Origin of the sequence: Luethyella okanaganae (assembly GCF_042660285.1) — a bacterium.
In the GTDB taxonomy this organism is placed as follows: Bacteria; Actinomycetota; Actinomycetes; order Actinomycetales; family Microbacteriaceae; genus Luethyella; species Luethyella okanaganae.
Genome location: NZ_JBHSTP010000002.1, coordinates 697108 through 718704, shown reverse-complemented (window position 1 = coordinate 718704; position 21597 = coordinate 697108). Strand labels below are relative to the sequence as shown.

The 21597-nt window shown below is 66.1% G+C and carries 24 protein-coding genes and 1 pseudogene; 14 read left to right on the top strand and 11 right to left on the bottom strand.

Features of this window, described 5'->3' with window-relative positions:
- Positions 1–28: 28 nt before the first annotated feature.
- Positions 29–1372: an aspartate--tRNA(Asn) ligase gene (gene aspS / locus ACFQB0_RS11075; protein ID WP_386731550.1), complete on the top strand. Its 1344-nt coding sequence runs from the start codon at positions 29–31 to the stop codon at positions 1370–1372.
- Positions 1373–1402: 30 nt separating this feature from the next.
- Here the strand turns inward: aspS and ACFQB0_RS11070 are convergent, their stop codons facing one another.
- Positions 1403–1768, bottom strand: coding sequence for a heavy-metal-associated domain-containing protein (locus tag ACFQB0_RS11070; RefSeq protein ID WP_386731355.1), 366 nt, complete (start codon positions 1766–1768; stop codon positions 1403–1405).
- A gap of 127 nt (positions 1769–1895) precedes the next feature.
- On the opposite strand from ACFQB0_RS11070, the gene ACFQB0_RS11065 reads away from it, so the two are divergent.
- The 3 genes from ACFQB0_RS11065 (at position 1896) to ACFQB0_RS11055 (ending at position 4088) form a co-directional block, all read left to right on the top strand.
- Positions 1896–3017: a formylglycine-generating enzyme family protein gene (locus ACFQB0_RS11065; protein WP_386731547.1), complete on the top strand. Its 1122-nt coding sequence runs from the start codon at positions 1896–1898 to the stop codon at positions 3015–3017.
- Positions 3018–3358: 341 nt separating this feature from the next.
- Positions 3359–3748 (top strand): SHOCT domain-containing protein, encoded by a 390-nt coding sequence (locus ACFQB0_RS11060; RefSeq protein ID WP_386731353.1) that lies wholly within the window; start codon positions 3359–3361, stop codon positions 3746–3748.
- Positions 3749–3797: 49 nt separating this feature from the next.
- Entirely contained in the window at positions 3798–4088 is a 291-nt protein-coding gene (locus ACFQB0_RS11055) for a YegP family protein (RefSeq protein WP_386731351.1), read from the top strand.
- Here the strand turns inward: ACFQB0_RS11055 and ACFQB0_RS11050 are convergent.
- Positions 4085–4393, bottom strand: a complete 309-nt coding sequence (locus ACFQB0_RS11050; RefSeq protein ID WP_386731348.1) for a Dabb family protein — start codon at positions 4391–4393, stop codon at positions 4085–4087. The two genes, ACFQB0_RS11055 and ACFQB0_RS11050, sit on opposite strands and share 4 nt — an antisense overlap.
- On the bottom strand, positions 4390–4659 hold the full coding sequence (locus tag ACFQB0_RS11045) for a glutaredoxin family protein (protein WP_386731346.1): 270 nt from the start codon (positions 4657–4659) through the stop codon (positions 4390–4392). Before ACFQB0_RS11045 ends, ACFQB0_RS11050 begins: the two co-directional genes overlap by 4 nt.
- 152 nt (positions 4660–4811) lie before the next feature.
- On the opposite strand from ACFQB0_RS11045, the gene ACFQB0_RS11040 reads away from it, so the two are divergent.
- The gene (locus ACFQB0_RS11040) at positions 4812–5552 is read left to right on the top strand and encodes an HAD family hydrolase (RefSeq protein ID WP_386731343.1); all 741 of its coding nucleotides are present in this window, start codon (positions 4812–4814) and stop codon (positions 5550–5552) included.
- 45 nt (positions 5553–5597) lie between these two features.
- On the opposite strand, the gene ACFQB0_RS11035 is transcribed toward ACFQB0_RS11040, so the two are convergent.
- The 3 genes from ACFQB0_RS11035 to ACFQB0_RS11025 all read right to left on the bottom strand — a co-directional run bounded on the left by ACFQB0_RS11035 (position 5598) and on the right by ACFQB0_RS11025 (position 6647).
- Entirely contained in the window at positions 5598–5696 is a 99-nt protein-coding gene (locus tag ACFQB0_RS11035) for a 30S ribosomal protein bS22 (RefSeq protein ID WP_003792170.1), read from the bottom strand.
- 92 nt (positions 5697–5788) lie between these two features.
- Complete coding sequence (locus ACFQB0_RS11030) at positions 5789–5983, bottom strand: helix-turn-helix domain-containing protein (protein ID WP_386731341.1); 195 nt, start codon at positions 5981–5983, stop codon at positions 5789–5791.
- A 223-nt stretch (positions 5984–6206) separates the two neighbouring features.
- Entirely contained in the window at positions 6207–6647 is a 441-nt protein-coding gene (locus ACFQB0_RS11025; protein ID WP_386731338.1) for an ArsR/SmtB family transcription factor, read from the bottom strand.
- Positions 6648–6724: 77 nt separating this feature from the next.
- On the opposite strand from ACFQB0_RS11025, the gene ACFQB0_RS11020 reads away from it, so the two are divergent.
- Both ACFQB0_RS11020 and ACFQB0_RS11015 read left to right on the top strand, forming a co-directional pair.
- A complete protein-coding gene (locus tag ACFQB0_RS11020; RefSeq protein ID WP_386731336.1) occupies positions 6725–8167 on the top strand; it encodes a TrkH family potassium uptake protein in 1443 nt (480 codons plus the stop codon).
- Positions 8160–8831, top strand: coding sequence for a potassium channel family protein (locus ACFQB0_RS11015; RefSeq protein WP_386731335.1), 672 nt, complete (start codon positions 8160–8162; stop codon positions 8829–8831). The genes ACFQB0_RS11020 and ACFQB0_RS11015 overlap by 8 nt, the downstream gene beginning before the upstream one ends.
- 59 nt (positions 8832–8890) lie before the next feature.
- Here ACFQB0_RS11015 and proC read toward each other — a convergent pair whose 3' ends face one another.
- Positions 8891–9727: a pyrroline-5-carboxylate reductase gene (gene proC, locus ACFQB0_RS11010; protein WP_386731332.1), complete on the bottom strand. Its 837-nt coding sequence runs from the start codon at positions 9725–9727 to the stop codon at positions 8891–8893.
- 22 nt (positions 9728–9749) lie between these two features.
- On the opposite strand from proC, the gene ACFQB0_RS11005 reads away from it, so the two are divergent.
- Together ACFQB0_RS11005 and ACFQB0_RS11000 are read left to right on the top strand one after the other, a co-directional pair.
- Entirely contained in the window at positions 9750–10712 is a 963-nt protein-coding gene (locus ACFQB0_RS11005; RefSeq protein ID WP_386731329.1) for a cation diffusion facilitator family transporter, read from the top strand.
- On the top strand, positions 10709–11428 hold the full coding sequence (locus ACFQB0_RS11000; protein ID WP_386731327.1) for a glutamine amidotransferase: 720 nt from the start codon (positions 10709–10711) through the stop codon (positions 11426–11428). Before ACFQB0_RS11005 ends, ACFQB0_RS11000 begins: the two co-directional genes overlap by 4 nt.
- 77 nt (positions 11429–11505) lie before the next feature.
- Here the strand turns inward: ACFQB0_RS11000 and tadA are convergent, their stop codons facing one another.
- Entirely contained in the window at positions 11506–11982 is a 477-nt protein-coding gene (gene tadA / locus ACFQB0_RS10995) for a tRNA adenosine(34) deaminase TadA (RefSeq protein WP_386731325.1), read from the bottom strand.
- Positions 11983–12034: 52 nt separating this feature from the next.
- Between tadA and upp the strand changes: the two genes are divergently transcribed.
- The 5 genes and pseudogenes from upp to ACFQB0_RS10970 all read left to right on the top strand — a co-directional run bounded on the left by upp (position 12035) and on the right by ACFQB0_RS10970 (position 16140).
- A complete protein-coding gene (upp, locus tag ACFQB0_RS10990; RefSeq protein ID WP_386731323.1) occupies positions 12035–12667 on the top strand; it encodes a uracil phosphoribosyltransferase in 633 nt (210 codons plus the stop codon).
- Positions 12668–12768: 101 nt separating this feature from the next.
- Positions 12769–12960, top strand: coding sequence for a hypothetical protein (locus ACFQB0_RS10985; protein WP_386731321.1), 192 nt, complete (start codon positions 12769–12771; stop codon positions 12958–12960).
- A gap of 409 nt (positions 12961–13369) precedes the next feature.
- Positions 13370–14089: a winged helix-turn-helix domain-containing protein gene (locus ACFQB0_RS10980; protein WP_386731319.1), complete on the top strand. Its 720-nt coding sequence runs from the start codon at positions 13370–13372 to the stop codon at positions 14087–14089.
- A 120-nt stretch (positions 14090–14209) separates the two neighbouring features.
- Positions 14210–14865: pseudogene (locus tag ACFQB0_RS10975) on the top strand (IS5 family transposase); the annotation flags it as partial.
- A gap of 84 nt (positions 14866–14949) precedes the next feature.
- Positions 14950–16140, top strand: coding sequence for an MFS transporter (locus tag ACFQB0_RS10970; RefSeq protein ID WP_386731316.1), 1191 nt, complete (start codon positions 14950–14952; stop codon positions 16138–16140).
- Positions 16141–16384: 244 nt separating this feature from the next.
- On the opposite strand, the gene ACFQB0_RS10965 is transcribed toward ACFQB0_RS10970, so the two are convergent.
- The 3 genes from ACFQB0_RS10965 to ACFQB0_RS10955 form a co-directional block, all read right to left on the bottom strand.
- A complete protein-coding gene (locus ACFQB0_RS10965; protein ID WP_386731313.1) occupies positions 16385–18052 on the bottom strand; it encodes a hypothetical protein in 1668 nt (555 codons plus the stop codon).
- 123 nt (positions 18053–18175) lie between these two features.
- The gene (locus tag ACFQB0_RS10960; RefSeq protein WP_386731310.1) at positions 18176–20575 is read right to left on the bottom strand and encodes a glycosyl hydrolase family 95 catalytic domain-containing protein; all 2400 of its coding nucleotides are present in this window, start codon (positions 20573–20575) and stop codon (positions 18176–18178) included.
- Entirely contained in the window at positions 20575–21549 is a 975-nt protein-coding gene (locus tag ACFQB0_RS10955) for a LacI family DNA-binding transcriptional regulator (protein ID WP_386731308.1), read from the bottom strand. The genes ACFQB0_RS10960 and ACFQB0_RS10955 overlap by 1 nt, the downstream gene beginning before the upstream one ends.
- Positions 21550–21597: the final 48 nt, after the last annotated feature.

The window sequence follows — 21597 nt, the reverse complement described above, 5'->3', positions numbered from 1 at the left end:
AGGATTGGCGGTTGTGAACGCACGTGTCTTGATCAAGGATCTCTCCGCCCTGGCCGACGGCCCCGTCTCGGTGTCGGGCTGGGTCGATACCGTGCGCGACCAGAAGAAAGTGCAGTTCATCGTGCTGCGCGACGAGTCCGGTGCCGCCCAGCTCGTGAACCCGGCGGTGCGCGAGCCGTCCGTCGATCTGCAGACGGGAGCGGATGATGCGGCATCCGCCGACAGGTTCGCCATCACCGAGGCGATCTCGACCCTCGCGCACGGTTCGTTCATCACCGTGACCGGTCAGCTCAAGAAGGACGAGCGGGTCAAGCTCGGTGGCCTCGAGATCAAGCTCGAGACCCTTGACCTCGTCACCGAGGCCCTGCCCGAGACGCCGATCGCCGCCGACTCCGGACTCGACAAGCGCATGGACTGGCGTTTTCTCGATCTGCGCCACCCCAAGCAGAACCTCATCTTCAGGATTCAGACGACGTTCCTGCATGCCCTGCGCACGTACTGGGTCGACAACGACTTCATCGAGATCCAGACACCCAAGCTCATGGCGAGCGCGAGCGAGTCGCGCGCGGAGCTCTTCGAGGTCGAGTACTTCGAGGGCAAGGCCTACCTCGCGCAGAGCCCGCAGTTCTATAAGCAGATGGCGCAGCCGGCCGGCTTCGGCAAGGTCTTCGAGATCGGTCCGGCGTTCCGGGCCGACCCCTCTTTCACGAGCCGTCACGCCACCGAGTTCACGAGCATCGACTCCGAACTCAGTTGGATCGACGACCACGAGGACGTCATGCGGCTGCACGAGGAGCTGATCGTCGCGGGTTTTACCGCCGTCAAGGAGAAGCACGGCGCCGAGATCGTCGAGCTCTTCGACGTCGAGGTCACCGTGCCGTCGACGCCGTTCCCGCGCATCCCGCTGGCCGAGGCCAAGCGGATCGTCGCGGAGCGTGGCTACGAGGTGCCGCGTGCCGACGCCGACCTGGACCCGGAAGGCGAGCGCAGGATCGCCGCCTACGTCGCCGAGACCTTTGAGCACGAGTTCGTGTTTCTCACGGACTACGCGTCGAGCATCCGGCCGTTCTACCACATGCGCCACGCGAACGACCCGAGTCTGACCAACAGTTACGACCTGCTCTTCAACGGCACCGAGATCTCTACCGGAGCCCAGCGCGAGCACCGGGTCGAGGTGCTCGTCGAGCAGGCCAAGGAGAAGGGGCTCGATCCTGAGGAGCTCGGCTTCTACCTCGACTTCTTCCGCTACGGCGTTCCCCCGCACGGCGGTTTCGGCATGGGCCTCGCTCGCGTGCTCATGCTCATGCTGCACCAGGCATCGATTCGAGAGGTGACCTATCTCTTCCGCGGGCCGACTCGTCTCGAGCCTTAGCCGAGGCATCGGGGCCGCAGCACGGATGAGTCACACCAGGCGATAGCCGGCCTCGTCGACCGCTGCGGCGACGGATGGTTCGTCGAGCACCCGTGCACTGCGCACCGTGACCGTCGAGACGCCGCCGGCCATGAGTGCGACATCCACTCCGGTGACGCCGTCGATCGCCGAGAGCTGCTCCGTCACGCTCGAGATACAGTGCCCACACGTCATGCCGTCGACCTTCCAGATGCTCAGCTGCTCTGGATTCCGGTCGCCCGGCGCGGCATCGTCACCGGAAGCGGCGGCGCCGGCGACTTCGGAACTCCGCTCGGAAACGGCGCAGCACGAGCATCCGGAGTCGTTCGCCGAGACATCCGTGAGGCCGAGGTCGGTGAATGCGGTGGTGTCTGTCATGGATCGAGTATACCCCTAGGGGGTATATGGATAGCAAGCCGCCGGTCTTCTGAGTCTCGGGGCGGCGAGGAGAGCATCTCCCGCGAACGACAGGAGCGACCGCACGTAGGCTCGAAGGGTGACCGATATGACCGCCATGCTCCGCATCGACGGCGGAAGCTTCCGCATGGGCTCCGACGCGTTCTATCCCGAGGAGTCGCCCGCGCACGTCCGCGATGTCGCGGCGTTTCTCCTCGACGAGCATCCGGTCACGAACGAGCAGTTCGCGGCCTTCGTCGCGGCAACCGGTTACGTGACCGTCGCGGAGCGTCCGCTCGACCCAGCCGACTTTCCCGGAGCCGACACCAGCGGCCACTCCCCCGGCGGACTCGTCTTCACGGGCACGTCCGGCCCCGTCGATCTCTCCGACTGGCGCGCCTGGTGGGCCTGGGGCCCCGGGGCTTGCTGGCGTCGACCGTTCGGCCAGGACTCAACGATCGAGGGGCGAGAGAGGCATCCCGTCGTGCAGATTTCGTTCGAGGACGCCTCGGCCTACGCAGCCTGGGCCGGAAGGAGGCTGCCCACCGAGGCCGAGTGGGAGTTCGCCGCGCGCGGAGGCCTCGACGGCGCCAGCTACGCGTGGGGCGACGAGGTCCGCGTCGACGATCGGATCATGGCGAACACCTGGCAAGGGCGGTTTCCGTACCTGAACACCGGCGCAGACGGCTGGGTCGGCACCTCACCGGTGAAGACCTTCCAACCGAACGGCTACGGGCTCTACGACTGCATCGGAAATGTGTGGGAATGGACGAGCGACTACTACACGCCGCGCCACGAGGTTCCTGTCGCGATCGCCACCGCGCCCGAGCCGTCCGGACGCCCGGATCCACTCATCCCGCTCGCCGGTGCCACTGCGGGTTGCGGTGAGGCATGCGCCTGCGGGCCAGACGGCTCCGGCCGGAGTACCGCGGCTCGGACGCTCGGCCCCGACGCGGACGCGGCACAACCGGGTGCCCTGCCGCGGGCCTCGGATGAGGCGAACCCCGCGCGGCCCCCGGATGCGAAACGGGCGGACGCGAAACGGGCGGATGCGGAGCGAGCGGCTGCGAGCGCCGAACCGGGCTCGCCGATTCCGCGTCGCGTGCTCAAGGGCGGTTCCCATCTGTGCGCTCCGGAGTACTGCCTGCGCTATCGTCCAGCTGCGCGCTCGCCCCAGGCCGAGGACACCGCCACCACTCACATCGGCTTCCGCTGCGCTCGGGACCTCTAGCCCTGCAGCCCCGGTTGGAGCGGTTCTCGTGGATTCACGCGGGAGTCATCGCGCACGGCCGGATCATCGCGCGAAGGCTATCCACGGCCCCGCCTCCCGCCGCCCGCCCCCTGGCATCCAAGCCTCCTCTCCGGTGCGAGATGACGCGAACCGTCCTCCAACGCCGGTGCAGAGAGCCGTCGGTGTCAGCTCGCGGAGGCAAGGCGGGCTAGCGCTCGCTTGCCATCGGGCGTAGCGGGCGAGTGTAGACCCCGACTCCGACGAGGCGATAGCTTGTTCACAGGGGGCCATTCAGCATGGGGCTGGGGCCGATCTGAGCACAACGATCGGAAGGACTGCTCGTGAGTATCTGGGAAAATTTTTGGAACGTCCTCTGGGTGATCTTCTGGAGCTTCGCCTTCATCGCCTATCTGTTCGCGATCTTCGCGATCGTGGGCGACCTGTTCCGCGACCACAAGCTCAACGGCTGGTGGAAGGCGCTCTGGATCGTCTTCCTCATCTTCGTGCCGTTCCTCACCGCCCTGGTCTACCTGATCGCCCGTGGACGTGGGATGGCCGAGCGCCAGGCCAGGGACATCAGGGCCGCACAGCAGGCGAGCGACGACTACATCAAGAGCGTCGCCGGCTCTACCCCAACCGAGGAGATCGGCAAGGCCAAGGCCCTTCTCGACGCCGGGACCATCACGCAGAGGGAGTTCGAGATGCTCAAGGCCAAGGCTCTTTCGCACTAGTCGCACCTCGATAGACGAAGCGGCCGAAGGTTCACCCGTCGGTCGCTTCGTGTTCTCTCAGGATCCGTTCTGCCTCTGGCGCGACAGCAACCCCGTACATATCCTGATGCTGGCGGTCGACGTGGCCGACCACGCAACCATGCAGAAAGCGGGCATCATGGCAGGCAAATTCGAGCTGTTCCAGGACAAGGGCGGCGACTGGCGCTTCAACCTCAAGGCCGGAAACGGCGAGGTCATCGCGAGCTCGCAGGGATACAACGCCAAGGCGAGTGCGCTCAACGGCATCGACTCGGTCCGTCGTAACGCGGCCGACGCCGAGGTCGTCGAGTTGCAGAGCTAGAGCACCAGTTCGAAGTCGACGCAGCTGCGCTCCGCCGTGAGCGGCTTGATGAGGCCGACGACCGGAAGGTGCGCAGGATGCACCTGGTAGCGTTCGAGCGCAGCCGCGTCGTCGTAGTCGGCGATCAACACGACGTCCCAGTTCCGTTCCGGTCCGATCGAGTTGACCCCGACTTGCAGGGAACGGATGTCGCTGATCTGCGCCGGTAGCGCCTCGAGGGCCGCGACGATGCGCTCGGCCTGCGCGGCTCTCTCACTCGGGTCGCTCTCGGCGAGCTTCCACGTGACGACGTGACGGATGGTCATCGAGCCTCCAGAAGAGCGGATCGCAGGCGCACAGGGTCGATGCGCCAATAGTTGTGGACTCTGCCGTCGATCAGCAGCACGGGGATCTCCTCGACGAAGCGCTCGTGCAACGCACGATCGTCGAGGATCGACTTCTCCTCGAGGGAGATCGACGGGGCATCAGGATTCGCCGCCAGTTCGGCGACGACCGCACCGACGACCGAGCGAGCGTCGTCGCAGAGATGGCAGCCGGGTTTGCCGATGAGAGTCAGAATCGTGCTGGACACGATTCAACCCTAGATGGAGTCGGGTTCGCGGGCGCGGTGACATTCCGCGGCGAAGCTGCGGTTGGTGCCCTCTCTGAAGGGTGCGATACGGCCAACGACCGCCGCATCGTCGGCGCGAGGAGACGCTCGATGCGGTCTAGACTGCCTTAGTCATGCCCGAGCTCCCTCAGCCCGCAATAGCGTTCTTCGATGTCGACAACACGCTCATGCAGGGCGCCAGTCTCTACCATGTCGGAGTCGGCGCCTGGCGACGCCGACTCATCACCGCGCGCGACGTCTTCGCTTTCGGGTGGAAGCAGGCGCGCTTCGTCGCCGTCGGCGAGAACCGGAGGCACCTCGACACGATCCGCGAACGCGCACTCGAACTCGCCGTCGGGCGTCATCGCTCGGAAGTGATCCAGCTCGCCAACGACGTCTTCGACGAGAGGCTCGTGCCCCACCTGTGGCCCGAGACCGTCGCCCTGGCGCAGGAGCATGTCGCCGCGGGGCGGGAGGTCTGGCTCGTCACCGCTACGGCGCAGGAGGTGGCAGATGTCATCGTCGCCAGACTCGGGCTGACCGGCGCTCTCGGCACAGTGCTGGAATCGGTCGACGGCGTATACACCGGACGACTCATCGGCACCGTGCTGCACGGCCAGCACAAGGCGGATGCGGCAGAGACCCGCGCGGCGGTATCCGGGGTCGACCTCGCCGACTGCTGGGCGTACTCCGACTCGCGGCACGACATCCCGCTGCTCAACCTGGTCGGCAACCCCGTCGTGGTGAATCCGGATGCGACACTGCGCCGATACGCGATCGCCCGCGCCTGGCCCGTCATGACGACGCGACCGGAGACGCTCAGGGAGACACGGCGTGCAGCCACGGATCGCTCCGAGCGCAGCAAAAAGCGCTAGATCCCGAACGGGTCTAGCGCTTGCGCCAGCAACGGTCGGCGACCGCTACTTCTTGTTGCGACGCTGGTGACGAGTCTTGCGAAGCAGCTTGCGGTGCTTCTTCTTCGCCATGCGCTTGCGGCGCTTCTTAATTACGGAACCCACACAAACCTCACAAGAATTGGACTGACCACGAGAGTGCGGCCGACACGAAGTGCCCAGTCTACCGGATGTCGCGGCATCCGTTCACCGGATTCTCAAGCGCTATCGGCCACGTGGTGCCGCAACACCTGCACGACCGCGGATTCTGGCACCCGGAACGAGCGCCCGAAGCGGATCGCCGGCAGCTCTCCCGAGTGGACGAGACGATAGACCGTCATTCTGGAGACGCGCATCATGTCGGCCACCTCGGCGACGGTGAGGAAGCGCACATCGGAAAGATCGCGTGCCATGACTTCCAACCCCCTGTCGGCGAACTCGATGCCGAGTTCTGTAACTCCCGTGACTGATGTGACTGGAGTATGTGAGAAAACTCTAAAGCCGAAGGATGCCCGGCGTCTAGACCATCTCGGACGTCGGCGGCTCGGAGAGGAGGCTTCGCCGCGCCCAGCCGATGGAGAAAGCGCCCAACCGAGACCACAGCCAGCACTCGATGGCCATCAGCTCGCTCGACGACTACGCGTAGCGACGCTTCTTCTTCGTGGCGTCCTTCACGACACTCGTCACCTGGAACGAGGTGTCGGCGAATGCCTTGCCGAGAGCTGCGGCGAAAGCCCGCTGCTCGTCTTTGAGCACTGCCCCCTCGTCGGCCGCACCGATCACCGTGTCGAAATCGACGCTCAAGAACGGGATGAGCCAGTCTTCGATCTCTTCGAGCGGCCCGTAGTCGAGATGGTAGTAACGGTGTTGCCCCTCCTCACGCACCCCGACGAGGCCTGCCTCGCGCAGCACCTTGAGGTGCTTGGAGACTGTCGGCTGGCTGAGGCCCAGCTGTGCCACGATTTCGGAGACGCTGATCTCTCCCTCGTAGTCGCCGTCGGTGTTGTATTTCTCGAGCAGAATGCCCAGAATGTCCCGTCGGGTCGAATCCGCCACCACGTCAAAGATGTCCGCCATGGCCTCAAGGGTAGTCATTCCCCGCGGGGAGTACCATGACCATTCAGGCCAGACGCCGTTTCAGCGAAGGAAAATCGATGCGCAGTGCTGTCGCCGCGCGACGACCCCTGAGCGATGCGCGCTCATGGCCGGCGCGATTCCGCGACGGCCTCGACGCCTTCGCGGGCCGCTCGCCGGCGCGTTTCGCGATCCTCGTCTTCGCGGCGCTCGTGCTGCTCTTCACAGTGCTCTTCTCCCTTCCGATCGCCTCGGCCGACGGCACGATCACACCGCTCGCAGACGCCCTGTTCACCGCGGTCTCCGTCATCTGCGTCACGGGTCTGAGTACGGTCGACATGGCCACCCACTGGTCGGACCTCGGTGATGTGCTCGTCTTCGTCGGTGTGAACATCGGCGGCGTCGGGGTGCTGACCCTCGCATCGATCCTCGGTCTCGTCATCTCCCGGCGGCTCGGCCTGCGCGCCAAGCTCATGGCAGCGAGCGACACGAATCCGTCGCGCATCCATGTCGGTCCGGTGAACGAAGGGCAGGCCGTGCGCCTGGGAGAGGTCGGCAATCTGCTGCTGACGGTCGCGATCAGCGCCCTCGTCATCGAGGCGATCGTCGCGGTGCTGCTCTTTCCGCGGATGCTCGCCGTAGGCGTGCCCATCGGAGAGTCTGCCTGGCACAGCCTCTATTACGCCGCCATGGCCTTCACGAACACAGGGTTCAACCCGAACCCCGATGCGCTCACGCCGTGGGCGAACGACTACCTGTTCCTCGGCGCGCTCATGCTCGGCGTCGTGCTTGGCGCGATCGGCTTCCCCGTGATCTACGCGCTCGTCCGCGGCTGGCGGCATCCGCGACGCTGGTCGGTGCACGTGAAGATCACTCTTCTGGCGTTCGCGCTGCTCCTCGTGGCTGGCACCCTGCTCTACATCCTCCTCGAATACGACAATCCGAAGACCTTCGGCCAGCACAATGCCGCAGACACGGTCTTCCAGGCGCTCTTCATGTCGGTGATGACACGTTCAGGCGGCTTCGCGACCATCAACATCGACGATCTGCACGGGTCGAGCCTGCTCGTGAGCGACATGCTCATGTTCATCGGCGGTGGATCCGCCTCGACGGCCGGCGGCATCAAGGTGACCACGCTCGCCGTGCTCTTCCTCGCCGCCTTCGCCGAGGCCAGGGGAAACGAGTCGATGGAGGCCTTCGGAAGACGGATCCCTCGCGACATCCTGCGCCTCGCCGTGAGCGTCGTGCTCTGGGGCGCGACGATCGTAGCCGTCTCGAGCATCATCATCCTGCAGATCACGAAGGCGCCGTTCGACTACGTGCTGTTCGACGTGATCTCGGCCTTCGCCACATGTGGCCTGTCGACAGGGCTCACCGCCTCGCTACCGCCGGAGGGGGTGTACGTCATGGCCGCAACCATGTTCATGGGCCGCATTGGTACAGTGACACTCGCGGCGGCCCTGGCGGCGAGCCAGCGGCGGCAGTTGTTCAAGCGCCCGGAAGAGAGGCCCATCGTTGGTTGATCGCATCAAACACGACGCCCCCGTCCTTGTGATCGGTCTCGGACGCTTCGGGGCCGCGACGGCCGGAAAACTCGATCGACTCGGCCGGGAGGTGCTCGTCGTCGACGACAGCGAGGCGCTCGTGCAGAAGTGGTCGGAACGGGTGACCCACGCCGTGCAGGCCGACGCCCGCTCGATCGACGCACTGCGTCAGATCGGCGCACAGGACTTCTCGATCGCGGTCTGCGCGGTCGGGTCGTCCGTCGAGGCGAGCGTGCTCATCACGGCAAACCTCGTCGACCTGGGCGTCCCGCAGATCTGGGCGAAAGCGATCTCGCGTTCGCACGGCAAGATCCTTGAGCGCATCGGCGCCAATCACGTGATCTACCCCGAGGCCGAGGCCGGCGAGCGTGTCGCCCACCTCGTGAGCGGGCGAATGCTCGACTTCATCGAGTTCGACGACGACTTCGCACTCGTGAAGATGTACCCGCCCAAGCCGATTCGCGGGCTGTCCCTCACGGAGTCGCAGGTGCGCGGCAAGCACCGCATCACCGTCGTGGGCGTGAAGAGCCCCGGCAAGCCGTTCACCTATGCGACGGCGGACACCATCGTCTCGAATCATGACCTCATCATCGCCTCGGGCACAGAAGGCGATCTCGAGAGGTTCGCGTCGCTCGGCGGCTGAGGTGACAGGACGTCGGCGCGTCGCTTCACCTCCAGCCGCCCAGCGACGCGAGGCGCCGGCTAACCGGCTGCGAGCTCCCGCGCCCGCGCGAGGGCAGCGTCCGTCGCGGTGTCGAAGAGCGCCTTGAGGTCGACTCTCTCCAGTTCCCGGATCGCCCGTTCGGTCGTGCCGTTGGGGCTCGTCACCCGGCGGCGCAGCTCCGCGGGCTGCTCACCGGATGACGCGAGCAGCTCGCTCGCGCCGAGGAAGGTGCCGTTGACCATGATCGCCGCCTGCTCGGGGGTGAATCCCTTCGAGACGGCTGTGGCGGTGAGCTGTTCGATCAGGTAGAAGACGTAGGCCGGGCCGGAGCCGGAGATCGTGCTGAGCGCGTCGATCTGGTCCTCGGGAACGACGAGCACCGCACCGACCGTCTCGAACAGAGCGACGGCGAGCGCGAGATCCGCATCGCTCGACCGCGAGCCGCCGGAGATCCCGGTGACGGCCTTGCCGACGACGGCGGGCGTGTTCGGCATCGAACGGACGACGGACACGGTCGCGGGAAGAAGGGCCTCGAAGGTCGCAACCGTCACCCCGGCCGCGACACTCACGACGAGTGCACCGGGTTCCAGGGCATCCGCGATCTCCGCGAGCAGCTCGGGCACCATCGCCGGCTTCACGGCGACGACCACGATCTTCGCTCCGTGGACCGCGATGCGGTTCGCGTCGGCGTCCTCCTCGGTCGCGAAGGCGGTGACCCCGTCGAGCGCGGAGAGCTCGGCGGCCTTCGCGGCGCTGCGATTGGTCGTGCGAATGCCTCCGACGACCTCGATCCCGGGCTGGAGCAGCCCCGTCAGGATCGCGCGGGCCATGGAGCCGGCGCCGAGAAAGGCGATGGTGGGCAACTGAGTGGTCACGAGACCATCCTAGGATTGCAGCATGAGTGCATCGGGCGGAAACAAGGCGATCATCGCCGCCTTCCTGGCGAACGCGGGCATCGCGCTGACCAAGTTCATCGCGTGGTCCTTCTCCGGCTCGTCGTCGATGCTCGCTGAGAGCGTGCACTCGGTGGCCGACGCCGGCAACCAGCTGCTCCTCCTGCTGGGCGGGCGCCAGGCCGCGAAGAAGGCGACGCCAACGCATCCGTTCGGCTTCGGCCGGGAGCGTTATGTCTACGCCTTCGTCGTGTCGATCATCCTGTTCTCTGTCGGCGGCATGTTCTCGATCTACGAGGGCATCAGCAAGCTGCAGCATCCCCACCCGCTCGAGGTGTGGTGGCTGCCGATTCTCGTTCTCGTGATCGCCATCGTGCTCGAGTCGTTCTCGTTGCGCACCGCCATCAAGGAGAGCAACCATGTGCGGGGCAAGCAAGGCTGGGTGTCGTTCGTCCGGCACGCGAAGGCGCCGGAACTGCCGGTCGTGCTGCTCGAGGACATCGCGGCGCTGCTCGGCCTCGTCTTCGCCCTCATCGGCGTCGGCCTGACCATCCTCACCGGAAACGGCTTCTGGGACGCGATCGGAACGCTCGCCATCGGGACCCTACTCATCACCGTCGCCGTCGTGCTCGGCATCGAGACCAAGAGCCTGCTCGTCGGTGAGGGTGCGAACCCCGGAGATGTCGCCGCGATCGAGGATGCCATCCTCGACGGCCCCGAGACCGACCTCATCATCCACATGAAGACCCTCTATCTCGGGCCGGAGGAATTGCTCGTCGGCGCGAAGGTGTCGGTGCCGGCCTCCACGCGCTTCGCCGACGTGGCGAGCGGCATCGACGCGATCGAACAGCGCATCCGGGCCGCCGTTCCCGTCGCCCGGGTCGTCTACATCGAGCCCGACGTGTACAACGTCATGACCGGGCACAATCCACCGACCGACGCCATCGTCATCAAGGGACTCGAATGAGCAAGACCGCTCTCGTGCTGCGGCACCACGAGAGCATCCACCTCGGCAACCTCGAACCGGTGCTGCGCGAGCACGGCTACGAGGTGCACATCGTCGACACCCCGCATGCGGATGTCGCGGCCGTCGACCCGGCGAAGGCGGACCTCGTCGTGGTTCTCGGCGGCAACATGGGCGTCTACGAACACGCCGACCACCCCTATCTGCTCGACGAGATCGTGCTGCTGAAGGCACGGCTGGATGCACGCCAACCGGTGTTCGGCGTGTGCCTCGGCGCACAGCTCATGGCCCGATCGCTCGGCAGTGAGGTCTATCGCGGCCCGAGCAACGAGATCGGTTACCGCACCGTCGAGCCGACGGAGGACGGCGCTGCATCGCCGTTGCGTCACATGACCGGCGTGCCCGTCATGCAATGGCACAACGACACCTTCGACCTGCCGCCGGGCGTGACGCGCCTGGCCGGATCCCCGCAGTACGGCAACGAGGCGTTCGGCATCGACGAGTGGGCGCTCGCCGTGCAGTTCCACCCCGAGATGACCCCGGAGATGCACGAGGCCTGGCTGCAGGCATCCGCGGACGAGCTGATGGCGGAGGGCGTCGATGCCGATGAGCTGCGCCGCGAGCGCGAGCGTTACTCGGCCGGGATGCAGGAGGCCTCGCGTCGGCTGTTCGGGGAATGGCTCGACGGATTGGAGAACCGCGCCGCATCCTCCGGCTGAGCATCGGCGATCGGTTGACGCCCTCCGCCCTCGACCGGACGCGTCGACTGAGCTCCTCCCCGAGCCACCGGCACGCCTCATGCGGGTGCGCGACGCCTCGGATCGTCGAAGAAGTCAGTGAGGAGTCGACTGCATTGCGCCTCCTCGACACCGGGAAAGACCTCGACCCGATGATTGAGGCGTCGATCGCGGAGCACGTCGTAGACCGACCCGGAGGCCCCGGCCTTCTCGTCCCAGGCTCCGAAGACCACCACGGGGATCCGAGCGGCGAGGATCGCCCCCGCGCACATGACGCACGGCTCCAGAGTCACGATGAGGGTGCAACCCGTGAGGCGCCAGTCCCCGAGAGCCGCGGATGCCTGCCGGATCGCGATGACCTCCGCATGCGCGGTCGGGTCGCCGTGCAACTCGCGTTCGTTACGTCCTCGGCCCAGCACGAGGCCATCCATATCGGTCACGAGCGCCCCGACCGGGACGTCGCCGCTCGCGAGCGCGGCGCGCGCCTCGGCGATGGCAGCGAGCATCCATTCGCGGTGCTGCGCGTTGAGCGACATCCGTACCTCCTGCGTCGGACGGCGGATGCCGCGCCGAACTAGACTCGAGCCTATGCGAGTCCACGTTGCAGACCACCCGCTGATCACGCACAAACTGACGGTGCTCCGCGACGAATCGACGCCCTCCCCCATCTTCCGGGCACTCACCGCAGAACTCATGACACTGCTCGCCTACGAGGGCACCCGCAACGTGCGCGTCGAGCCCGTGACGATCCGGACCCCCGTTGCGCAGACGCAGGGCGTGCGCATCGGCAAGCCGAAGCCGCTCGTCGTTCCGATCCTGCGCGCCGGCCTCGGCATGCTCGATGGCATGGTCAAGCTGCTCCCGACCGCCGAGGTCGGGTTTCTGGGAATGGCTCGCAACGAGGTGACTCTCGAGCCGACGACCTATGCGGAGCGACTGCCAGAGGACCTCGCCGATCGGCAGTGCTTCGTGCTCGACCCGATGCTCGCCACGGGCGGATCGCTCACCGCGGCGATCGAGTTCCTCTTCGACCGCGGGGCGCAGGATGTCACGGCGATCTGTATCCTGGCCGCCCCCGAGGGTCTCGCCGCCGTCGAGAAGGCGCTCGCCGGTCGCGAGGTCACGATCGTGCTCGGCGCCCTCGACGAGCGTCTCAACGAGCACGGCTACATCGTCCCCGGCCTCGGCGACGCCGGCGACCGGCTCTACGGGACCGTGTAGAGCACCCGGTCGGCGCTGCTGGAGTCCTCGCGCTCCGCCGCACAGCTCCCGCCCTCTCGCTCACGTTTTCGAGACGCCCGAGTTCGGAGTTGTCTGCCTGCATGACGCCCGACCCGGTCATCTCGGCTCCTCGCTTCCTGGATGCGGCGCAGGGAATCCTCAGCGAGCGACGAATGATCTTCGAGATTGGACACGCCGGTGACGAGATCTATCAATTAAATCCGATAAATCCATTCTTTTGTGAAAAATCTTCCATAAATGCGTCATCGATCATGGATCATGCCGATAGCTGACCGCCCATGCGCACCATGTGCGGCGCAATCGGCGTCATCTCGCGTCATCGAATTGACACAGGGCGTAACACTCCGCTTTACTTTCCCGCATGACAGACAACGTGCACACCCTGACCTCCCTTGAGGCCCATGGGAACGCCGGGATGATGATGTCCGGCCGCGCATCGCTGTGTTGTCGAATGTGTCGCTGACACGCGAACCCTCGCCGAGTTCCCCTTCGCCTTTGCCGAACGCCGGGCCGTTAGCGCGAACTCCCCGGATGCGCCGTACCCGGACGTCTCCGCACCCAGGCCCTCTCGTGGCCGAACGTCAGAACCCTCCCGTCGAGAAGACCTCGACTCCGCTGTCGACACGACAGCAGCGCATCGCACGCCGGGTTCGCCACATCATCACAGCTAAGGAATTCCCCATGTCGATCGCCCAGCTCGCCCCAGCCCTCCGTCCCGAGCTTTCGCTCGCGCCGCCCCCCCTCGAGACCGCGGTCGCGGAGCGCACCCCCAACCCCGCCCCGCGCATCCGCGCCGTGCCCGAGGGCACCGAGGCTCGCGGTTTCGTGCTCTACGTCGGTCTCGACGAAGCCAAGGCCGCCGCCGCCGGCACCAACCTTCACCGAATCGTCGAGGCACTCAAGGCGCTCGCCGTCGAGATCGCGCCGAACGCGGAGACCTACGCAGCCGTTGCACTCGCACCGCAGGGCGCCGGCGGACGCGACGTCGATGTCGTGCGGCTCGCATTGCAGGACCCGGCCGCGCTCGCCAAGTACCGCCAGCCCGAAGACGCAGCGGACCGTCACCCGGCCGGCGTGATCGTCGACATCTCGCGCAAGCGTGCGCTGCTCGACGGCGAGACCGCGGCGCTGACCTACAAGGAGTTCGAGCTGCTGCAGTACCTGGTGCTGCGCGAAGGCCGCACCATCGACCGTGCCGAGCTCATCTCGTCGCTGTGGAACGCCGACGAGGACGAGGTTCCGAACGAACGCACCATCGATGTGCACGTGCGCCGGCTGCGCGCCAAGCTCGGCGGCTACGAGGACATCGTGCGCACCGTGCGCGGCGTCGGCTACCGTTTCGACCGCCACGCGGATGTCTCCATCCGTCAGGCCTCGACTCCGAGCCCCGACCTCTTCTAGGTCGGCTGTCTCACGTACCCGCTCGGGTCGGGTGCGTGAGCATGCCATCCGGATACCTCCGGTAGCGGCCTCCGTATCGCACTTTTCACCGGTTCGCCTACGAACGCGCGAGGCCGGAGCCGTCGTAGGCGACCGGCTTCGGAAATCTCCCCCGATTCGACGATGACAGAGGCGATCATCTATCGGTATCGGTGCGGGATCGCCTGACGGGATCTGCCAGAGACGTTCGGGCCGTGGCAGACGGTGTGGACCTGGCATCACCGGATGGCGACTGACGGCACCTGGGATGCCCTACTCCGCAAGCTGACCGCCGCCGCCGCGGCGGGGTTGATCGATTGGTCGCTGTCGGTGGACTCAACGATCGCCCGTGCACATCAGCATGCGACGAACACGACCCGCCCCACAGGGGCTGGATCGAACTACATGAATCCGCTCGTCGAGCCGCCTGATCACGGCATTGGCCGCTCCCGCGGCGGCATCTCGACCAAGATCCGCCAGCTCGTCGATGACAAGGGGCTGCCCCTGGTGACGCTGATCACGCCCGGCCAGGCGGGCGACTCACCGATGTTCCTTCCGCTGATGGCGCATCTGAGCGTCAGGCGCGACAAGGAGCGGCCTCTCTGCTGACTACAAGAACCGCAACGTGATCGAGCGCCGCTACTGCCACACCAAGGCGCGGTCTCGCCACCCGCTACGACAAGCACGCCGTCAACTACCGCGCAGCAGTCGTCCTTAACGCCGTCATCGCATGGACCCGACAATTGTCGGGTGGATGAGGACAGCGGCGCGATAGACGATCATGTGTCCAGTCCACCCCTGTCGAGCGATGGGATGTCGGTGGTTATCAGTACTGTCCGGCCATGCCTGGAAACATCGCCCCCTCGACGTTGACTGAGCTCGCTGGCCGACGCGCGCAGGCAGGCGTCGTGGCGGTGTTCTTCGCGCACGGCCTGCTCTTTGCGTCGTGGACGGCGCACATTCCGTTCGTCAAGGCGCATATCGGGATGGATGACGGCATGCTCGGCGTCGCCCTGCTGGGCATTCCAGCCGGATCACTGCTCACCGTCGCTGTTAGCTCCGCTGTCATACCGCGGCTCGGCAGCCGCCGACTCGTGCAACTTGCCCTCGTCGGCTCGTGTCTCGCTGGCCCCTTCGTCGGACTGACCGGTTCCGTGTTGGCCCTGTTCGGCGCTCTCCTCGTTTGGGGCCTGTTCCAAGGGCTTCTCGATATCGCGATGACCACCCAAGCCGTAGCCGTCGAGAAGGCGCGCGATCGACCGATCATGAACGGCATGCAAGCCAGCTGGAGCATCGGCGCATTCGTCGGAGCCGCAACCGGGACAGCCGGGGTTGCGCTCGGCACATCCCTCACGCTGCAACTCATCATCATCGGCGCACCTGCACTCGTCGTCGGTCTGTGGCTGAGCACCCGCATGCTGACGGACGTCGACCCCGCAGCGGAGTCGACCGCCGATGCCGCGCAGAAAGTTCGACACCGCGTGTCCTCAGTCATGCTCGTTCTCGGCGGGATCGCGTTCGCCACCCTGCTCCTGGAAGGAGCCGTGGCCGACTGGTCATCGGTGTACCTCCGCGAATCCCTCGACGGCGGACCGGCCGCGGCAGGCCTCGGCTACACGAGCTTTGCTCTCGCCATGGTCATCGTCCGCCTCTTCGGCAACCGCCTCACCGCCCGCTTCCCCGTGCACGTGCTCCTGCCGATCCTGACCGGAGTCGCCGCCGTCGTGTTCGCCAGCGCCCTCCTCATCGGGACAGTCCCCGCCGCGCTCATCGGCTTCTTAGTCCTCGGACTCGGCTGCGGCACGGTCGTGCCCACCGTGTTCAGCGCAGCCGGCAGACTGCAAGGCACGCATCCCGGATTCGCGGTCACCGTCGTCTCCGGCATCGGATGGGTCGGCATCTTCTGCGGCCCCCCGCTCATCGGCCTGCTCTCGCACGCCACGTCACTCCCCGCCGCGCTCTGGCTCATCCCTGTCTTGACAGCCCTCATCGCCGTCGGCTGCCGATACGTCACCGCGCTTCGTCGCGACTGACGCAACGCGCATCCACACCACGACTGAACCCCCTGATCGAGCACAGGTTCTGTGCACCACCCCACGGCGCGGTCTCGCGACCTGCTACGACAGACACACGACTGTATAGCGCCCAGCCGCCCTCATGTACTACGCAACCTCATGTACTACGCAACTCGCCCAGGCCGAGCAATTGCCAGACACGCCCTAGGTCATCGGCGTAGAGTCCACGACGTCAATCCTGCACAAGGCCCGGGTTTCTTGATCAACCCTTGCGAGGCGATGGGTGGGTCCCCGGGCCTGCGTGGGCACCACGGTTTGGGCGAGCAGGGTTGGCCGGGTGGCCCCAGAGGTCCTTGGCGCCGGGGCCTGTGACAACCACACCGCTCCGCAACGCCGGTGATCCCGTGGTGAGGCGGTATCCGTTCAGATCCCCGATCCCCGTCGCGTTGCCTGGATTCTCGAGGAGCGGGTCCGCCGTCGACCCATTGGCGTCGGGGATCACCGATGTGCTCGGCGTGTTGTTGCCGAAGTACACGTTGTGATCGTACGTCCACGAGGGTTTGGCGGCATATCCGCCGGATCCGAGGTTGTAGAAGATGTTGTTGTTGAAGGCCACCTGGTTCGCGCCGCCCCCGGCCTGGAAGACCTTGGTCGAGAGACCAGGGGCGATGTAGAAGGTGTTGTTGTAGACCTTCATGTTGTAGAGGTTCGCACCGCCGCAGACCGAGAAGAGCTGATGGCGATCGTTCTGGCTGACGTTGTAGCGGAAGACGCCGTCATAGATGCCGCCTCCTGTCGCCCGCCCGTCCGCACACAACAGGAGCGTCCCCCCTTCGTTGTCATGGCTGTAGTTGTACTGGTAGATGACCCCGCGAGACCCGTGATCGAAGTCGAACGCGTTGCCGTCCATCGTCGTCTTGCCACCCGACACCTCATTGAACTGGTACAGGGTACGGTCCCCGTTCCAGGTCCACATGCCGACGTTGTACCCCTGGGAGGTCACGTTGAATCCTGCGATCGTGTTGCGCTCGACCAGGGCGTCCACCGTCTGGTGGGGAACGATGCCATCCCCACCGATCTGCGTGAGTCTGTTCCCGCGGATCACCACATTGGTCATAGGGGTGAAGGGCGTGATCGAGCTCTCACCGTACCCGAGGCCGTCTCCCAGCTCGGCGCGGTTCTGCCAGTCAGTCCAGGTGATGATGCCGGACCGGGAGACCTTGTCGATCACGTTGTTCTCGATCGTCACGGAGTCGTAGCTCGTCCGCTGACGCACGGTGTTCGTGGGCGGAATACCCTGGGCGTTCATCCCCGGGACCTTCACGCTGACCTGGATCCCAGCGCTGCCGTCCCCGTCCTTCTTGTCCTCGCCGTTCACGTCGTGGATGTCTAGATCATGGATCCGGATCCCCTTCAGCGTCGAGACCTTCGAGAGATTCGTTGATGCTCCGACCTGATAGTCCTGGCCGAGGATGTGCACTCCCCGACGGGGCGCGGTGGCCGAGGCCGTGCCGCGGTTGGTGACCTCCAGATACCCGATGTCCCAGTGCTGCTGGTTGAAGAGATAGACGACGCTCTCGACGTTGCCATGCCCCTCGAGCTTCGGGGCCGCTCCCTGGCCGTACTTACCGATCGTGATCGGCCGCCCCTCCTCACCTGACCCCTTCGGATGCAGCTGCCCGGTCCAGGACGCACCCGACCTGAAGAGGATTGCATCGCCGGACGCGAAGGTCGTGGCGTTCACCTTGGCGAGCGATGCCCAGGCGCTGCCCTCCGAGCGTCCATCGCGCGCGTCGTCTCCCCCGGCAGAGTCGACGTAGTAGGTGATCCCCGTCGGTGTCGTCTCCGCCGAGGCCGGCGGGGCCGCTTGCGCTGTCAGGAGTCCCAGCCCCACGACGGCGCCCGCGAAGATCCCCATCGTATTCGTCATTGCTGAAGTCATTGCAGAAGTCATCATCGTCCCTATATAGTTAGCGGTAACAATCTAAGCCAAACGTAGTCGAAAGTTCGAGCTCCCGGAAGAGCCGTGTCCAAAGAGGTTCCGTCCGCTCGATCAGGGCCCCCCAAGTCGGCTTGCGAAGTCCTCGCCACGAACGACGACCGCGCGCGACCCCACCCGGAGACGAAGGATCGCTTCCCGATAGCGGACGAGGACGACCTTCTCGCCCACGCGAGAGCGCAGTCGCGCGAAAACCAGTTCGCCCCTGCGCCACTCGACGTCCACCACGACACCGGGCCGGGCGACCAGCCCTCTCACCGTGCCGGCGGCATCGAACTCGGCCGGGAGCGCCGGGAGAAGTTCGATCTCCCCTCGATGGCTCTGGAGGAGAAATTCCGCCGTCGCGGCGACGAATCCGAGATTCGCGTCGATCTGGAACGGCGGATGAGACGCCAGCAGATTGCGATACAGGCCGCCTGCGAAGGGGCCGTCCTGGTCCTCCGCCGGGCGGATCATCGAGCGCAGCAGAGGGGAGATCCCGAGAGGGTCCCGCAGTCGGGCTCGCAGGGCGAGTCGCCACACCACGGACCACCCGGTGCTGTCGTTCCCCCGCACGTCCAGACTCCGACCGGCGGCCGCCTCGAGTTCCACGGGGAAGGGGCGCGTCCCCGGGTAGAGGAACCACAAATGAGACTGATGGCGATGCTGCGGGTCCTCATCGGGGCCCGCATCCTCCCACTCCGCGACCAGCCCGTCCTCCGTGACCGAGGGATCTGGGATTCGTGGCCAGACTCGCCGAGCGGTGGCGACCAAAGGATCGTCGATCACGTTCAGAAGGCTCGCCAGTTCGTCGAAGGTCTGAAACAGGTCCCGAAGCAGGCTGAGATCGAGAGTCGCCGACCGCCCTACAGACGACACGCGTCCATCCTGGTCGATGAAGGCGTTCTCCGGTGAGGTGGAGGGCGAAGTGTGCAGCCCCCTCCCGTCTTCGCGCAGCCAGGCGAGTGCGAATTCCGCTGCGGATCGAACGGGACCCCACATCCGCTCTCTTGCGAAATCCTCGACGCTCGCCGCCGACACTGCCCCGAACTCGCGGTGGTCCTGAAGATGCCGCGCGAGCCAGATGCCCCCGAGCGGCCAGAAGGCCCATTTCGGGTCATGCGTCCCGTTCCCGACGGGCAGCGCGTAACCCCACCGGTCCGAGTTGTGATGCGCCGCCCAGCCCGAGGTCCCGAGAAGGCGGAGTGCTGGTTCGCTCCCGGTCTGTGCGAGGAGGTCGACAAAGTCGAACAGCGGCACGGCGAGTTCGCTGAGCTGCGTGACCTCCGCCGGCCAGAAGTTCATCTGGAGGTTGATGTTGATGGTGTAAGCGCTGCTCCATGGCGGCTGGAGCTGCGCGTTCCAGATCCCCTGGAGATTCGGCGGAGGCGATCCCTCCCGCGTGCTGCTGATGAGGAGGTACCGACCGTAGTGGAAGAGCAGCGCGGCAAGCCCGGGGTCCGTGGACAGACCGCGCGCGGCGACCGCCGACACGCGTTGATCCGTCGGGGTCGACGGCGGCGCTCCGCCGAGCTCGAGCCCAACCCGGGTGTAGAGGTCGCGGTTCGCGGCCTCATGGGATCGACGAACCTCGTCGATCCCCCGTCGCCAGACCGCATCAGCCCGCTCGACTGCAACCGCAGCCGCGACGCGCGCACCTGGCAGGGGGAGACCATCGTCGACAATCGCCGTCGAGAGCACCACGATGCACCGAGTGACACCGACCATGTGACTCTTCCCCTCGACCACGACTTCGCGGCCGTCGTGCCGCCACTGCACGACGACAGCTCCCCGAGAAGAGGCCCCTGGTGTCCCGTCGTAGGAGATCGACCCTGGAACCTCGTCGTGGCTCGGCGGAACGTCGCTCGGCAGCTGCACCAGGAGTCGGGTCGACGATTCCGCCGATTCTCTCGCGAGAACGCGCAGAGTAGAGTCGATCGACAGAGCGATTTCGAGGGGCACCGGCGACTCAACCTCGATCACCACCGCTTCGTCCGGACGGCTCGCCCAGGAACGACGCACGAGTTCCTCGTCACCGCCGAGATCCGTCCGCACGGTGTGAATGGCACGCTCCAGATCGAGCTCGCGCTCCACCGTCCCCTGTATGGACTCACCGGAAATCGAGTACTTCAGGGTGAGCGCGGCCAATGGCAGGAAGGTCTGCGAGTGACGGTGCTGCAACGCTTGGAGCGGAGATCCTGCGTCGAATCCGCGCCCTTCGGCGATTGCCCCGCGTGCGTCGTCCAACGCCTGCCGTGCATGGTCACCTGAAATGCGCGGCCCTTGGTGCGCCGACGCCGCCGAGCCCGACCACCCCCGAGCGTCGTTGAGATGCATCACGTCTTCGGACGCACCACCGCACACCATGACGCCCTGCCGGCCGTTGCCGATCGGTAGTCCGTCGATCCACTCGACCGCAGACCCGAGGAGTCGGATGAAATGCTCGCCGCACGACCCGGCCTCAGGGCCCGGCATCAATTCACGGCAGGAGCAGCCGTGCTAGCACGGATGATCAGCCGAGGCACGATCTTCTCCGACACGAACGGACCCTCGTCCTGCCCGATCCGGTGCAGAAGATAGCGTGCGGCGCGGGCGCCGATCTCCATCAGTGGTTCCTCGACCGAACTCAGCGGCGGGGAGACCCAGGGCGAGAGGCGACTGTCGGCCGCGCCCATCACCGAAATCTCTCCGGGGATCGACCGTCCCGCCTCCTGCAGACCACGCATGACGCCGAAGGCCATCTCGTCGCTGGCGACGAGAACGGCCGTGATCGTCGGGTCGTCGGCGATCCGCCGCCCGAGCGCATAGCCAGATGTCGGAGTCCAGTCGCCTTCGAGGACATCAGGAATCGGGCGCCCGGCGCGTTCGAGCTCCGCCCGCCAGGCGTCGGCGAGCCCGAGTTCACGCAAGCCGCCGACATAGGTCACGGTCTCGTGTCCGAGGTCGAGAAGATAGCGGGTCGCGTTCCCCGTCCCGGCGTGCTTGTCCAACGCGATCGCATCGGCCCAGTCCTTCCGATCGCCGCCGACGGCGATCGTCGGGACCTCGGCAATCAACGCTTCCGCAGCGGCATCGATCTCCGTGAACGTGAACGCCAAGACGATACCCGCCACCGACTGGTCGAGCAGCCGCGAGATCGCTCGCGTCACATCCTTCGACTCCAGAGTCGCGGTTGTCGCCATATTCACCGTGTACCCACGCTGGGCGGCCACACCGACGATTCCCGACATCACATCGAATCGGAAGGAGCCATGGTCCAGGCCGACGACGCCCAGAGCGCTGCTCCGCCCGGAGGCGAGTGCGGCGGCAGCCGCATTGCGCCGATATCCCAGCTCGGCCACGGCGTCGAGAACCTTCTTACGAGTTCGTTCCGAGACGTGTTGGTACCCGCGGAGAGTCCGCGACACAGTCTGGGCCGAAACCCCGGCGAGCTCGGCGACATCAAACATGTCCGGCCCGGAAGACCGAGAGGCCTTCACGGAGGGCTTACGCGATTC